The organism is Microbulbifer maximicatervae (SeqCode) (assembly GCF_052468155.1).
In genome coordinates this window covers 2,781,829-2,794,984 of the sequence record NZ_CP174335.1, presented here as the reverse complement: position 1 = coordinate 2,794,984, position 13,156 = coordinate 2,781,829, and the positions used below count along the sequence as shown (strand labels likewise).

Here is a 13,156-nt window from a genome sequence, read left to right as displayed (position 1 = left end):
CACCTGTGATACAAGAAGCACTCTCCTCAGTATAGGAAAATAGTTAGAAACTGTTTGTTGATATTGGCTATTGATACAGAGAGCGTATCACTAAGACAGCCAGCACAATCACAATGTAGTTAACAATCGATTGATTCCTTCGTCTATACAGATTAAAAGGTTAAAAATACATTGCTAATGTATAGATATCTTATTATTCCTTACTTAAATAGGATTCAACTAATCTTCATATGAAAAGCAATTCTTAATGACCTCTACAAGAATTTCTTTCCACCAAACCGTCATCACTACGATGGAGAAACTCACCGCAACCGAGTACGAAATAGCAAATACGCTTAGCAATTTATGTATTTAAATTAACAGCTTAAACAACACAAAATAAGAACAATTCAATTCTCTTGTGAAACCCTTACATAAAAACAAAAAAGCATTCTAGAAACCCTGAATAAAAATCAACGAATTAGACTACCAATAATATCCATATACCGCTTTACATACAGAAGAACACTATTTCGACTCAAAAGTGGTTCACAGTAACCAAATACAAAAACTGAATTCTTATTGGTTGTATACGAAATTACCATCAATGGGTTTATTCCATTAGTTTGAGTCACCATTCCTTTTTCGATATCAAAAAATTTCATCCTCCCACCTAATTTGTTCAAACTCCCTACATTAGATATACAAATACCAGCAAAGAAGGATTCTGAGCCAGAGATTGTCTCTCTTGCCATAGCTTCCACCTCAGCAACAGTGTATGCAGACACAATTTTTTTTGCCATCGGACGTTGTTTAGTTAGTACCGTGTATATTTGGGACTGTAAATTTTCAGCAAAATCTATGATATCAACCGATGTAGGGTCTTCAGGAATAGATAACTGAGTAGTTTGCGAAAACGAACCAATATGCTCTAATGGGATCGGGGGGGTACATAAGCCTCTTCCATCTAAAGCTAAAATAATCTCCTCTCCCTTTTTATAGGTTGGTAGGACTACTGAAGCAATGGAAGCAATTGCACAAAGAATTGCGGTTAACTTTACTCCTCGGTCTTTACCTATTTTTGCTAGCTGATGGAGATCTTCAGGACACAATAGTCTCGCTATTGCACCAGCCTGCCGTTTACTTGCCGGTGCAACCTTCTCAACAGGCCAGTTTAATTTTTGATCATCCGCATCATGAAATATATGTTTTTCACCTACATATCCAGCGACTTCTAAATTTTTAGCGATGCTTTCCCCAAGAGGTAGCGTTTCATTGTCTCTAAAGGGTTTATTTTTTTGTACTAACTGATCCAACTGCAAGAACAGAGTCATAATAGAACGACCATCCATAATCGCATGAATATTATTGACAATAACCCACTGCACTAAACCTTCATGATTGCAAAATATGCTTAGACAATATGCATATCTATCACTGTCTATATATTTTTTGGCCTGGTTTGAGTACTCTCCCTCAAAATCCATTTCCTTATCTAGCCGGTACACATCTATAGGTATTTCGGAAAAATTCACATCACAAACCCACCGATATTTATTATCTTTCTCGACGCGGGCTCGCAAGAGGGGATGATACTGGTGTAGTATTTTAAGGCCAGAACGTAGCGTATCAATTGCTAGAGGCTCACAAACTCGAATAAAAGAAATAAGTTGCAAGCCCCCTTTTGACTGCCTAGACAGCTCTACATGAAGAGCTTCTTGGCGTCCCATCTCCCGAGAGGGTATCTCCGATTTCATGGTTGAAGCTACCGTACCTATTAGGCATTCATACCAATTATAGAAAATAATAAAACCACATATAAATCAAACAATTACGACATAAAAAGTGAAGTGACACACTATCTCGTAGCTATGCACACCTAGCGGCTTTGTAGATAAGCTCACTTTCAGTTGATATCATAATGACAGCTTTGAATCTGCTCACTAATGACAGCACTAAATATTCAAGCGAGTCGGCATGGGTATTTTCAATATACAAAATAGAATTAAATATTAACTCAGGGTCACCGGCTAGACAATCAAAGCTTTTAATTGAAATTAGACAAGGATAGAAATATGACAAATAATATGGAAATACAACAAGTTATCGATGAATTATATAGTGGAATCTCTGGCCCTTCAGGTTTTCAACGCGACTGGGAAAGACAGGCATCATTATTTTCCCCTGATGCGAAAATGATTCGCACATTTGTGGATAGCAATGGCAAGCCCCAGTCTACGATCCTCAGCGTCCAAGAATATCCAGAAAATTTTGAAAATCTAATTGCAGATCGCCCTTTCTATGAAGCTGAAATACACAACATTATCGAGCAATTTGGAAATATTGCTCACGTCTTCAGTATTTATGAGGCCTGGAGCGATAAGGAGAAAACCCAATTCCTAAAAAGAGGGATAAATAGTATCCAGCTATTGAACGATGGCGAATCCTGGAAGGTAGTGCATATGATTTGGGATGACGAAAGACCCGGGCTGACAATGGAATCGAAATATAACCCCGCAGTCACTGCCTAAACAGTATCTAAGAGCACAATTAGACCCTAAGAGGCATTGCCTCTTAGGGAAACCAAATCCAGACTTATTTTCCTCTCCAGGTAAATCCGCTAAGGCTTGCAATCCTCCAAAATTAAGGCGTAAACTGTACATTAATACAGTTATCGCTAAAAAAATGTCAGATCATCCTTCCACTAAAGCGCCATCCCCATGCAAGGGCCGAGGAACCGCTTCTAACCTCCCAGGGCGCTTTGCTGAACTTTCCAGCTCCCGTGAAACTGATGGCTGGCAAGTGGAGCCTGATCAGCCGGTGAGACTAATAACCTCATCCATTGAGGAAAAGGCGAAAACTATTATCTCGACTAATCAATCTCCAGATATCCCTTTCTCCCAATCGATAAACCCCTACAGGGGATGTGAGCATGGTTGCATCTATTGTTATGCCCGCCCAGCCCATGCCTATATGGATTTATCACCAGGGCTCGATTTCGAGACCAAGATTTTCTACAAGCCAAATGCTGCTGAGCTTTTAGAGAAAGCGCTACGAAAGAAGAGCTACCAGTGCAGTCCCATCGCTCTGGGAGCCAATACCGATCCCTATCAACCTCTGGAACGAGAGAAAGAGATAACCCGTAGTTTACTGGAGCTTATGCAGGAGTTTCGCCAGCCGGTAACCATTGTCACCAAAAGCCAGCTAATCTTGCGGGACCTCCCACTGCTGGCAGAAATGGCACAAGATAACTTGGCCCAAGTCGCCATTAGTGTGACCACGCTAGATAATGCCCTTAAGCGTAAGCTTGAGCCAAGGACCGCTAGCCCTGCTGCTCGTCTGCGAACAATTGAACAGCTGAGTACAGCGGGCATTCCTACCGCAGTACTCGCTGCGCCTATGATCCCCGCTCTCAATGACTGTGAGCTGGAGTCGATTCTTGCAGCTGCACGGGAATCAGGGGCTGTAAGAGCCGCATATATCCTATTACGCCTCCCCTATGAAGTTGCCCCTCTATTTCGGGAATGGTTAGAGGTACACTACCCAGAAAGGGCAAAGCATGTCATGAGCCTGGTGCAGCAAAGCCGTGCAGGTAAAGATTATCAAAGTGAATTTTCCCAAAGGCGAACTGGCACAGGCATATTTGCTCAACTACTCCAAAGACGCTTTCAAGTGGCAATGAAAAAGCTGGGCTTGGATCATCGGCGCCTTACCTTGGATTGCTCCCAGTTCAAGCCGCCGCCTCGCACTAATGAGCAGCAGGATTTATTTTCTTGAATCTATGGGCCATATAAAAAAGAAGGAAGAGCTGAGGGTGAATTGGTTTCTCTATCTTGTTCGAACGGCCAGAGGAACACTCTATACCGGTATAACCAATGATTTGGAGAGGCGTTTTTCTGAGCACTGTAGTGATGGCCCAAAGGCGGCAAAAGCACTACGAGGTAAGGGGCCCCTTACGCTCGTGTTCTCTGTGGGGCTACCCGATAAATCAACCGCCTTGAAAATGGAGATAGCCATTAAGAAGTGGCCAAAATCAAAAAAGGAAAAACTAATACTTGGCTCTCATTCCCTGCCAGAAATTTAGCTTGTTGAGAAAGCCATTATCACTTTGGTGTTAACAACCATGCCTCTTCTCTTGCAGGAACCTTGCCTTTAAGTCCACCAACAACGTCTCTTGTCGCCAATACTTGTAGGCTATAATCGGCATCATAATATTCATAAATCAAACGGCTCTCAACAGAAAAAGGTGGGCCAGGCATCTGGGTTTGTTCATACTCGAAGGATACGAGGAGTTGCGGTGCGACCTGGGTAATAGCCATTAAGTGTCTGACATATTGCTCACGAATATCTGAGGGGAGGGCTACCAGTGCAGCCCGATCATAAATCGCTACAACCGGCCCCAACTCCTCTCTACCCAAATCGAATATATTGCCAACAAAAATATCGATGTTGGCAGCAGAGTAGCACTTCAGATTACCAACCTGGCTTACCTGTGGGATTACTGCCATTTCACTGAAGAGCTGCTTCACGGCCTCCTCATTGAGTTCACAGCCAACGACTGAGATATTCTGTTCTAATAACCAAGCAATATCTTTCGTTTTGCCACATAGCGGCAAGAAAATCCGATCACCCGGAGACAGAGAGAGACTGGAAAAGAACTCTGTCAACAACGAATTGCCGGCCGCCTCGTGAAAGCCAATATCATTTCTTTTCCACTTATCATGCCAAAATTCTTCCTTCACAACTGGCTCCTACAATCCAAGGTAAAAAAATAGATAAGAAACGAATTACATCAATGAGGAAGTGTTCTGTAGTATTCCATTTCGATACTACTTTCAGACCCATAGGGTTCAGTAAACGCCAAAGCCGCAACAAATACCATTGCTGTAGATAGCAATATACGTTTTACCATTGAACTACACCTCTATTCAATCTTACTGAACCCCTTACAACCCTTCCCCTCAAGCACTCAGATTAATCTTTCAACAAGTCCTTACTGCTCGTTGCTGACGCGGCCATAAAATATCAATCAGGCCGGCAAATACTGCACCGATAGATACCGTTGCAATCAGTTGAAAATAGGCATCCAAGGTAATGTCCAACTGCGCAAGAAACGCAATAATGATACCAATGGCATAGCTGGTGACATTCCGAATACCAGTCACCATTCCCATTGCCCATACACTGATAATCGAGAAGAGAAGTGCAATCGGCCCAACCAGGATACTTGGGTCAATTTGCCATTTATGTGCCGCTGTTTGAGCGCCCAACCCCAACCCCAGCCCGGTCACCACACATGCGAGATTGTAGGCACCTGCCCGCCAATCACGCCCCCTGGAGTAATAGGCAATAACACCCAACACCGCTACCCATATTGGCATTCCGCCCAGATAACCGACGAGTGCCGCAACAATGAGAATTGCAAGGATTGGTGACTTCAGTAACTGGGGGGACAAGCTTTTACGCTTGGTTAAAACACTGGGCCACTTCATGATTTCCACTCCTTCGAGGACACCCTGATAAGAGGTAAGATTCCTTGCCTAAAACGTAAAACCCGCCAACACTCTGAAAGGATCTATCAGAACCATTCCTTGATATGAAGCTATTTTCAGGTAGTTCCCACTCTGGGGGATAGAAAACTTCTTCCGTATTCTTGCCCAATCTTGCAATCAGCAGGCAGTAGCACGAAGCAGACAAAACAGACTCACCCGCCGGCCATATGCAAAAAAGTTGAAATGCATAAATTCGACTGATCAAGGCTACTCAAGCGACCTCGTATTCAGGCCGGCAGAGTGTGGGAGCTGCATTCTATTAGATTCTCAGAGGAGTTTTGTCACAGCCCATTACAAGTATTACCAGGGAATTTCAGTCCCGTCATAGTTATAAAATCGACCCGTTTTTGCTGGCGTTGCTGATAAAAGCAGCTTTTTTAGTCCGCCGACACTTTCCTCAGCAGAAATCAGTGCTCCGGGGCCGCCCATAGCCGTTTTTACCCACCCCGGATGCAAAGCGAGAACCGTGATTCCTCTCGGCTCTAAATCGATAGATAAGCTTTTGACGACTTGGTTTACGGCTGTCTTTGAAGTTCGGTAGATATATCCCCCGCCAGAGCGATTATCAGCGATACTCCCAACCTTGCTGCTCATCACCGCGATTAGCTTGTGCTCGCTGGCCGCAACATTGTCACAAAAAGTTTCTGCCATCATATAGGGGGCGATAGTGTTGGACTCTAAAACTCGACGCCACTCTGCGCGGTCAACAGCGCCAAATCCCACGCCCTTCGGCCCGTAGTAACCTGCATTGTTGAGCAATATGTCTATCGGCTCTCCTTGAAAGGCCTTACCTAGAGAGATCATCTGTTCGTAGTCGGTCACATCCAGGCGAATCAACTGTATCGAGGGGTAGTGCTCTTGCAACACCGCGAGCTCAGCAGCTTTCTTCGGTTCCCGACAACAAGCCAGGACCTTCCAGCCAATTTCGGCAAACTGGGCACACAACTCAAGCCCAATTCCGCGATTGCAGCCAGTAATTAAAATCGTGCCGGACATTGGCGCTCCTTAAATGGTATTCTTGCAGGAAAGCGATCATAGCAACTGTATAGCAATGTATTACACTCTCAGCGACATACTGTGGCTTTCCCTGTTCTTTGTGGTTCTTTGGTATATCTGGGCCAGTATGGCCGCTAAAGAGCACGTCCGGCGAGCCGCTTCTGATCACTGCCGACAGCTCGGTGTCCAACTGTTAGACGACACCGTGCTTTTGGTTCGTACTCGAATCAAAAAGGATAAGAGGGGGTTTTTCAGCCTTCACCGCAGTTACAAGTTTGAGTTTACTTCTACAGGCGAACATCGCTATTCAGGCACTGCTGTACTTCACGGGAATCGCATCCAACAGCTACAGCTTGCCCCCCACCACGTAAGTTAGAGGTACCCATGCAACGCGGCCTATATCGTCACTACAAAGGAAATCTGTACGAGGTTTTACATACCGCAAAACATAGTGAATCCGAAGAGGTTATGGTTGTGTACCGAGCCCTTTATGGAGGCTATGGCGTCTGGGTGAGACCCCAAAGAACATTTAATGAAACAGTTTCTAAAAACGGCGTTAAATCTCCACGCTTTGAATTAGTCCAGGCATTTGACATAGCTGCCTGACCTGCCTGAAATATCATTAATTTTGGAGGGGCCATGCTTCCTCCAAAGTCACTTTATCTGTCTATTATTTTTTCCAATAAGATAAGCAACTTTCTTCAGTTATATCTGCACCCAATCCAACTCAATCTTTTGTCTAACTTGCTGGTACTCAGGTGTACTATCAGCTTACAACTGACCCCGAAAACCCCCAGCGTTTATTAATCGAATTACTTATAATTTTGATTTGGAATAATTTTGCGCCAACTATTCGTTGGATCTTTCAGCCTTTGAAATAAGCTCTTTCATTCTATTCTTCCCGCCTGGTCAAGATTTCATTATTGCGACATAAATCGGTCAAGTCCGTGCAATAATCGATTTGTAACTTGTCGGCATGCGAGGCTTACCGATGAATCTAAAGAGTTTTGATGTGTCCATAGTGCTGTATATGGTTGAGCGGGCATCACGCCCCAGCTCTCGCCGGCGCTATCTGTGGCTATCTAAATCTGGGGATGGGTGGGCAGCCGGGGCACTTTTATTCACCTATGTATGGCTCAATTCAGCCATTCAACTGCTGTACTTGGCATGTACCGCAGTTGCCTTGGAGCGCGGATTGTACTGGGGAATAAAAAACACGACACGACGACTTCGCCCGCCCCAAGCAATCCCGGGCATGCGTCCCGTAATTGTGGCGCACGATCGCTTCAGCTTACCGTCGGGCCACACCTCATGCGCATTCCTATTTATAACAGCGATGTCTATACAGGTGAGTCCCATGTGGAGCTTCGGTTATATCTGGGCCACCGGGGTCGGAGCCGCCAGGGTTGGCCTGGGAGTTCATTTCCCGTCTGATATTTGTGCCGGCGCTATTTTGGGGACCAGTGTCAGTTTAATTGTGAGTGCTGCCTTTATATGAAGATACTTTACGGCGTTCAATCCACGGGTAATGGGCACATCAGTCGCTCCCGTGCGCTGGCTAAGCAATTCGAAAAGTATCCAAATCTCGAGGTCCAGTGGTTATTTTCAGGCCGCCCAAGAGAAAGCTTATTTGAGATGTCTTCTTTTGGAGACTATTGGTGGCGGGAGGGAATGACTTTTATCCACAGTCATGGCCGCTTGAATAGTTTCGCAACACTGCGAAACATCAATGCAGTAAGATTCATCAAGGATATAAGAACACTGCCGGTTAATAATTTTGATTTAATTATCAGTGACTATGAACCTGTTACGGCCTGGGCAGCGAAATTTAAGAAAAAACGCAGCATCGGTATCGGCCATCAATACGCCTTTGAATTCCCGATCCCTGCACCTCGCAATAAGTGGGCATCCCGCACAGTACTAAAATCATTTGCCCCAACACAAGAAAGTATCGGTTTACATTGGCACCACTTCGGCAACCCAATACTACCGCCAATCGTCCCTCAGAAACCTGAATTCTCCCAGGAGTTGGGTGAACATATTCTAGTTTACTTGCCTTTCGAACAGCCTATTCCGATGCTGGACGAACTTTCCAGGCTGCCCTATCGGTTTATCGTCTACGGTATACCCCACAATTTACCTACCTCTAGTAATATTCAGGTTAAGGCCCCCTCAATTAATGGCTTTCAGAAGGATCTGGCAACCTCTAAAGCAGTAATCTGCAATAGCGGATTTGAATTATTGGCTGAAACCCTGGCTCTGGGAAAACCCATTCTCAGCAGGCCTCTCGCCAATCAATTTGAGCAGGAAGCCAATGCCAAAGCACTCGATCAGCTCAAACTGGCCACAATCGTAAAACAGATAAATGCCTATACGATCGACAAGTGGCTAACCAACTGCCCCCCTCCACTTCGGATAGTTTGGCCTGATGTGGCTCAATCACTGGGCAACTGGATTGCTTCCGGGTGCCGACAAAGCCCAGCTGAACTATCCTCCCAACTGTGGCGCCAGGTGGTACCAAAGCCCGTTGCAGACGCAGCACCAGTATTTCAAAGAATATCCGAGTAAAAGCACTCTAATAATCGCCAAGTCTATTCATAGAATCAGTCATTGCCCAGTGCACCCTCTCCACGTTTACATATACACTTGAATCGTAGTGTTCCAGCATAAAAATATTCAATGGAAAACTACCTGGAAATTAAACGGATTACCCAAAAAGAATAATGTAAGAGGTAAACATGGCCCATCAGCTGCTCAACGAGCGTGAAATCGATTTTTTGCTTTACGAATTTTTAGATACCGAGGCCCTAATCAATCGCCCTCGGTACAGTGAGCACTCCCGTGAAATTTTTGATGCAACACTGAATACTGCACACACCATTGCAGAAAAATTTTTCGCTAATCACTACGCCAAAGGCGATGAGATTGAACCGAGCTTTGATGGTGAAAACGTCAGCGTTATCGAAGAAACCAAACAGTCCTGGGATGCTTTTGCCTCTGCAGGATTTCTCGCCGCTCACTGCAATGCAGAGGAAGGCGGACTGCAATTGCCGGAAGTTATTCTGCGCACAGCACTCGCTTATATGGCTGCAGCAAACGTTGCCAGCGCTAGCTACCCGTTCTTGACCATTGGCGCGGCCAATCTGGTACGCACTTTCGCCAGCGAATCGCTTAAAAAGCAATTCCTTCCACAAATGTTGGACGGGCGTTTTGCCGGGACTATGGCACTAACTGAACCGGATCAGGGCTCCGCGCTGTCAGACATTCGCACTAGCGCCCTACCAGAAGAAGACGGCAGCTACCGCATTCACGGACAGAAAATGTATATTTCTGGTGGCGATCAAAACCTCACTGAGAATATCGTTCACCTGGTTCTGGCAAAAATTAAAGGCGCACCCGCAGGTGTGAAGGGAATATCACTTTTTCTGGTTCCCAAATTCCTTCTGGACGAGCAGGGGAAACCAGCAAAACGCAATGATGTAAAACTCGCAGGCCTGCTACATAAAATGGGCTACCGCAATACCACATCAACGGTTTTGAGCTTTGGTGAGGACAGTGGCGCTATAGGCTACCTGATCGGTGAACCCCACCAGGGCCTGAAGTATATGTTCCAGATGATGAATGAGGCTCGTATCAGTGTGGGAGCTGGCGCTTCTGTACTTGGATACCAGGGGTACACTTACTCTCTTGAGTACGCCAAAGGCCGCCCGCAGGGGCGTATGCCCTCTAACCGAGATCCTGAATCCAAACAGGTCCCTATCGTCCAGCATGCCGATGTTCGCCGTATGCTACTGATGCAAAAAGCCTATGCTGAAGGTGGCTTAAGCTTGAGTGTTTATGCCACCTCACTTTACGAGGATGAGCATACAGCCCCTACAGAAGAGCAGCGCAACAATGCTGCAACACTGCTCGATCTGCTAACTCCCGTAGTAAAATCCTGGCCTTCCAAGTACTGCCTAAAAGCTAATGAGTTGGCGATTCAGGTTTTGGGGGGGGCGGGTTATATTCGTGAATATCCGGTAGAGCAGTTATATCGAGACAATCGCCTTAACGCAATTCACGAAGGTACAGAAGGCATCCATGCCCTGGATTTACTGGCCCGGAAAGTACCGTCAAAAAATCTTGCTGGCTACCAACTGTTACAGGCAGAGATCCGCAATACGATTATGCAGGCCAGGGATAAACCCAAGCTCGAATCTATGGCCAAAATGCTGGAAGAAGCCCTGGAAAAGTTGGATGAGACAAGTTTTGCAATATTCTCCCAGCTTCAGGAAGATGTGGATCGCGGCCTGGGTAATGCCACCCTATACCTGGATTTATTTGGCTGTACCGTAGTCGCCTGGTTGTGGCTACAGCAGGCAGTTATCGCAGAAAAAGCACTGGAAAAGAATCCTAACAGTGAAGCTCAGGATTTTTACCTGGGCAAATTACACACTGCGAAATACTATTTTGAATGGGAGCTGCCAAAAACAGAGACAGCTATCGCACTGCTGAAATCAGGCAATAGCGTTCCTTTCGACATGCAGGAAAATTGGTTCTAGTTAAACGACTTGTCGAGCAAAACGGAAATTACAGTTGTACCGTAATTTCCGTACCTCCCTGAGGAAGAGGGGCTGCATGTATTTGCCCTTCATAGCTCTCAACAATATCCACTACCACGGCAAGTCCAATACCCTGCCCAGGTTGCTGTTCATCGGCGCGAACGCCCCGCTGGGTAACCGCTTGCCATTTCTCACTGTCCAGCCCTGGGCCATTGTCTTTAACCCGAATAGACAGTTTGCGAGTATCTTCCACATTCTCAACGGCAACCGATAATTTCCCGTCACCATATTTATAAGCGTTATCCAGCAAGTTACCCAGGACTTCCATCAGGTCACCTTCGTCACCATAAAACAGGGCGTTTTCAGCACAGGAACTTTCGACATCACACGGCTTACTGCGATACACCTTTTCAAGCGCATCCAGTATTTTATGGAGCAGTGGCGCGACCGGTGTCCCCCGTATAATGGATTTCGGCGAACTGGTTACTGCCCGCTGCAGTTGATAGCTGATAATACTGTCCATCCGCTGCACCTGATCCGTTAGCGTCTTACCGGCGGTTGTTGAATCTCCAGAAAATTTGAGACCTTTCAATACCGCTAATGGCGTCTTCAGGCTGTGGGCCAGGTCAGCTAATGTATGCCGGGTTTTTTCTCTCTGGCGGCGCTCATTTTCAATCAACAGATTTAAGTTATCTGTCAGTGGGCGCAGCTCCCGAGGAAAATTACCCTCCAATCGATCAGCACCCCCACGCTGCATTTCCTGAAGCGCATTAGCCAGGGCTGTCAGCGGGGCAAACCCCCAGCGCAGAACCAACCACTGTGCAAGGATTAATAACAATGCTCCCAACCCCAACCAGTGCCACATGGTTGAGCGAAACTGTTCCACCTGGGCCTGTAGCGGGGCCGCATCCTCGAGCACTGCAAAGGTAAACAAATTTTCATCTTCCAGCCCCCAGGCAACCCCTTGGCGGAAACTGCTATAACTTCCCTCTTCTCCCGGAACCGATACCTGCGAATAGGACTGCTGCCCCTGGGAAAGCGGATAGAACTCCAGCTGCGGCATTGCCAGGGCTGACTCCGAACGCCAGATAATCTCACCCTCCCGGTCAATAACAGCTCCCACCAAGCCGGAATCAGGCTGGTTGAAGCGTTGCTCGGGCAAACTCGGGGGCAGAATCAGGGTTTTACCTTCCGGCTCAGCAACCGCCAGCAGGGTGTAAATGTAGACCTGCAGCTCCCGCTGCTTGGCTTCATTCAGGGACGTGCGGTAGGCGTGCTCAAGGACTCCAGAGATAAGAAGAATAAAGCCGACCAGCACAAGACTGGTAACCAGGGCCAGACGCCCCTTTAAGGAACCCAGAATATAAGAAAGCAGGGGGAAATTGATGGATCTCACTGCGGAATCACAAAGCGATAGCCGCGCCCGCGCAGAGTCTCGATAGGCTTAAGCTTGGCTGCCGCATCAATTTTTTTCCGCAGGCGTCCAATAAACACCTCTATCACATTGCTGTCCCGGTCACAGTCCTGTTCATAGATATGTTCTGTCAGGGTGGTTTTTGACACCACTTCATCCGGATGCAGCATCAGATATTCAAGTACCTTGTATTCAAATGAAGTCAGGTCCAATTCAACTTCATCCACACTAACCCGTTGCGCACTGGTATCCAGAACGATAGGTCCAGCTTTAATCGTCGGTGATGAGAAACCTGCGGAACGGCGCACCAGGGCATTCAACCGTGCGAGCAGTTCTTCAGTATGGAAGGGTTTTACCAGGTAATCGTCCCCGCCGGCTTCCAGGCCGGAGACCCTTTCCTGCCAGTGTCCCCGAGCCGTTAAAATCAGGATAGGAAAATGCTTCTCTTCACGACGCAGTGTTTCAATAACCTGGATACCATCAATTTTGGGTAAACCCAGGTCCATTACTGCAACGTCGTAGGGATATTCCCTCCCCAGATAAAGTGCCTCTTCTCCATCAGGGGCTTCGTCAACCGTGTACCCGGCCGTGCGCAGGGACTCTGCCAGCTGCTGCCGCAGTAATGCTTCATCTTCAACTAATAGTGCGCGCATAGTAATTACCTTATTGCGGCT

General features: G+C 46.5%; 14 protein-coding genes. 8 read left to right on the top strand and 6 right to left on the bottom strand.

The features are described 5' to 3' along the window. Positions 1–452: 452 nt before the first annotated feature. On the bottom strand, positions 453–1,709 hold the full coding sequence (locus tag ACJJIY_RS12085) for a hypothetical protein (RefSeq protein ID WP_445357991.1): 1,257 nt from the start codon (positions 1,707–1,709) through the stop codon (positions 453–455). A gap of 345 nt (positions 1,710–2,054) precedes the next feature. Between ACJJIY_RS12085 and ACJJIY_RS12080 the strand changes: the two genes are divergently transcribed. The 3 genes from ACJJIY_RS12080 (at position 2,055) to ACJJIY_RS12070 (ending at position 4,063) form a co-directional block, all read left to right on the top strand. Further along, positions 2,055–2,510: a Cif family virulence factor gene (locus ACJJIY_RS12080; protein WP_444905907.1), complete on the top strand. Its 456-nt coding sequence runs from the start codon at positions 2,055–2,057 to the stop codon at positions 2,508–2,510. Positions 2,511–2,664: 154 nt separating this feature from the next. After that, positions 2,665–3,756 (top strand): PA0069 family radical SAM protein, encoded by a 1,092-nt coding sequence (locus tag ACJJIY_RS12075; RefSeq protein WP_444932632.1) that lies wholly within the window; start codon positions 2,665–2,667, stop codon positions 3,754–3,756. Further along, complete coding sequence (locus tag ACJJIY_RS12070) at positions 3,731–4,063, top strand: GIY-YIG nuclease family protein (RefSeq protein WP_444905908.1); 333 nt, start codon at positions 3,731–3,733, stop codon at positions 4,061–4,063. The genes ACJJIY_RS12075 and ACJJIY_RS12070 overlap by 26 nt, the downstream gene beginning before the upstream one ends. Before the next feature lie 19 nt (positions 4,064–4,082). On the opposite strand, the gene tmpT is transcribed toward ACJJIY_RS12070, so the two are convergent. The 3 genes from tmpT to ACJJIY_RS12055 all read right to left on the bottom strand — a co-directional run bounded on the left by tmpT (position 4,083) and on the right by ACJJIY_RS12055 (position 6,527). Then, positions 4,083–4,721 (bottom strand): thiopurine S-methyltransferase, encoded by a 639-nt coding sequence (tmpT, locus tag ACJJIY_RS12065; protein ID WP_445357990.1) that lies wholly within the window; start codon positions 4,719–4,721, stop codon positions 4,083–4,085. A gap of 240 nt (positions 4,722–4,961) precedes the next feature. After that, entirely contained in the window at positions 4,962–5,471 is a 510-nt protein-coding gene (locus tag ACJJIY_RS12060; RefSeq protein WP_444912525.1) for a DUF1097 family protein, read from the bottom strand. A 360-nt stretch (positions 5,472–5,831) separates the two neighbouring features. Then, positions 5,832–6,527 (bottom strand): SDR family oxidoreductase, encoded by a 696-nt coding sequence (locus ACJJIY_RS12055; protein WP_444898051.1) that lies wholly within the window; start codon positions 6,525–6,527, stop codon positions 5,832–5,834. A gap of 13 nt (positions 6,528–6,540) precedes the next feature. Between ACJJIY_RS12055 and ACJJIY_RS12050 the strand changes: the two genes are divergently transcribed. From ACJJIY_RS12050 to ACJJIY_RS12030, 5 genes are all read left to right on the top strand, one after another. Beyond that, positions 6,541–6,903, top strand: coding sequence for a DUF3301 domain-containing protein (locus tag ACJJIY_RS12050; RefSeq protein ID WP_444898052.1), 363 nt, complete (start codon positions 6,541–6,543; stop codon positions 6,901–6,903). 8 nt (positions 6,904–6,911) lie between these two features. Then, the gene (locus ACJJIY_RS12045) at positions 6,912–7,133 is read left to right on the top strand and encodes a DUF1653 domain-containing protein (RefSeq protein ID WP_444898053.1); all 222 of its coding nucleotides are present in this window, start codon (positions 6,912–6,914) and stop codon (positions 7,131–7,133) included. Positions 7,134–7,518: 385 nt separating this feature from the next. Continuing rightward, complete coding sequence (locus ACJJIY_RS12040) at positions 7,519–8,025, top strand: phosphatase PAP2 family protein (RefSeq protein WP_444898054.1); 507 nt, start codon at positions 7,519–7,521, stop codon at positions 8,023–8,025. Beyond that, positions 8,022–9,095: an MJ1255/VC2487 family glycosyltransferase gene (locus ACJJIY_RS12035; protein WP_445357989.1), complete on the top strand. Its 1,074-nt coding sequence runs from the start codon at positions 8,022–8,024 to the stop codon at positions 9,093–9,095. The genes ACJJIY_RS12040 and ACJJIY_RS12035 overlap by 4 nt, the downstream gene beginning before the upstream one ends. A gap of 170 nt (positions 9,096–9,265) precedes the next feature. Then, positions 9,266–11,068 (top strand): acyl-CoA dehydrogenase, encoded by a 1,803-nt coding sequence (locus tag ACJJIY_RS12030; protein ID WP_445357988.1) that lies wholly within the window; start codon positions 9,266–9,268, stop codon positions 11,066–11,068. A 28-nt stretch (positions 11,069–11,096) separates the two neighbouring features. Here the strand turns inward: ACJJIY_RS12030 and ACJJIY_RS12025 are convergent, their stop codons facing one another. Both ACJJIY_RS12025 and ACJJIY_RS12020 read right to left on the bottom strand, forming a co-directional pair. Next, the gene (locus ACJJIY_RS12025; RefSeq protein ID WP_445357987.1) at positions 11,097–12,464 is read right to left on the bottom strand and encodes an ATP-binding protein; all 1,368 of its coding nucleotides are present in this window, start codon (positions 12,462–12,464) and stop codon (positions 11,097–11,099) included. Next, positions 12,461–13,135, bottom strand: a complete 675-nt coding sequence (locus ACJJIY_RS12020) for a response regulator transcription factor (protein ID WP_282931897.1) — start codon at positions 13,133–13,135, stop codon at positions 12,461–12,463. Before ACJJIY_RS12020 ends, ACJJIY_RS12025 begins: the two co-directional genes overlap by 4 nt. Positions 13,136–13,156: the final 21 nt, after the last annotated feature.

Excerpts from the sequence above, each read along its gene's own strand:
- ACJJIY_RS12085 (WP_445357991.1), bottom strand. The coding sequence starts at position 1,709 with ATGGGACGCCAAGAAGCTCTTCATGTAGAGCTGTCTAGGCAGTCAAAA.
- ACJJIY_RS12080 (WP_444905907.1), top strand. The coding sequence starts at position 2,055 with ATGACAAATAATATGGAAATACAACAAGTTATCGATGAATTATATAGT.
- ACJJIY_RS12075 (WP_444932632.1), top strand. The coding sequence starts at position 2,665 with ATGTCAGATCATCCTTCCACTAAAGCGCCATCCCCATGCAAGGGCCGA.
- ACJJIY_RS12070 (WP_444905908.1), top strand. The coding sequence starts at position 3,731 with ATGAGCAGCAGGATTTATTTTCTTGAATCTATGGGCCATATAAAAAAG.
- ACJJIY_RS12060 (WP_444912525.1), bottom strand. The coding sequence starts at position 5,471 with ATGAAGTGGCCCAGTGTTTTAACCAAGCGTAAAAGCTTGTCCCCCCAG.
- ACJJIY_RS12055 (WP_444898051.1), bottom strand. The coding sequence starts at position 6,527 with ATGTCCGGCACGATTTTAATTACTGGCTGCAATCGCGGAATTGGGCTT.
- ACJJIY_RS12050 (WP_444898052.1), top strand. The coding sequence starts at position 6,541 with ATGGTATTCTTGCAGGAAAGCGATCATAGCAACTGTATAGCAATGTAT.
- ACJJIY_RS12045 (WP_444898053.1), top strand. The coding sequence starts at position 6,912 with ATGCAACGCGGCCTATATCGTCACTACAAAGGAAATCTGTACGAGGTT.
- ACJJIY_RS12040 (WP_444898054.1), top strand. The coding sequence starts at position 7,519 with ATGAATCTAAAGAGTTTTGATGTGTCCATAGTGCTGTATATGGTTGAG.
- ACJJIY_RS12035 (WP_445357989.1), top strand. The coding sequence starts at position 8,022 with ATGAAGATACTTTACGGCGTTCAATCCACGGGTAATGGGCACATCAGT.
- ACJJIY_RS12030 (WP_445357988.1), top strand. The coding sequence starts at position 9,266 with ATGGCCCATCAGCTGCTCAACGAGCGTGAAATCGATTTTTTGCTTTAC.
- ACJJIY_RS12020 (WP_282931897.1), bottom strand. The coding sequence starts at position 13,135 with ATGCGCGCACTATTAGTTGAAGATGAAGCATTACTGCGGCAGCAGCTG.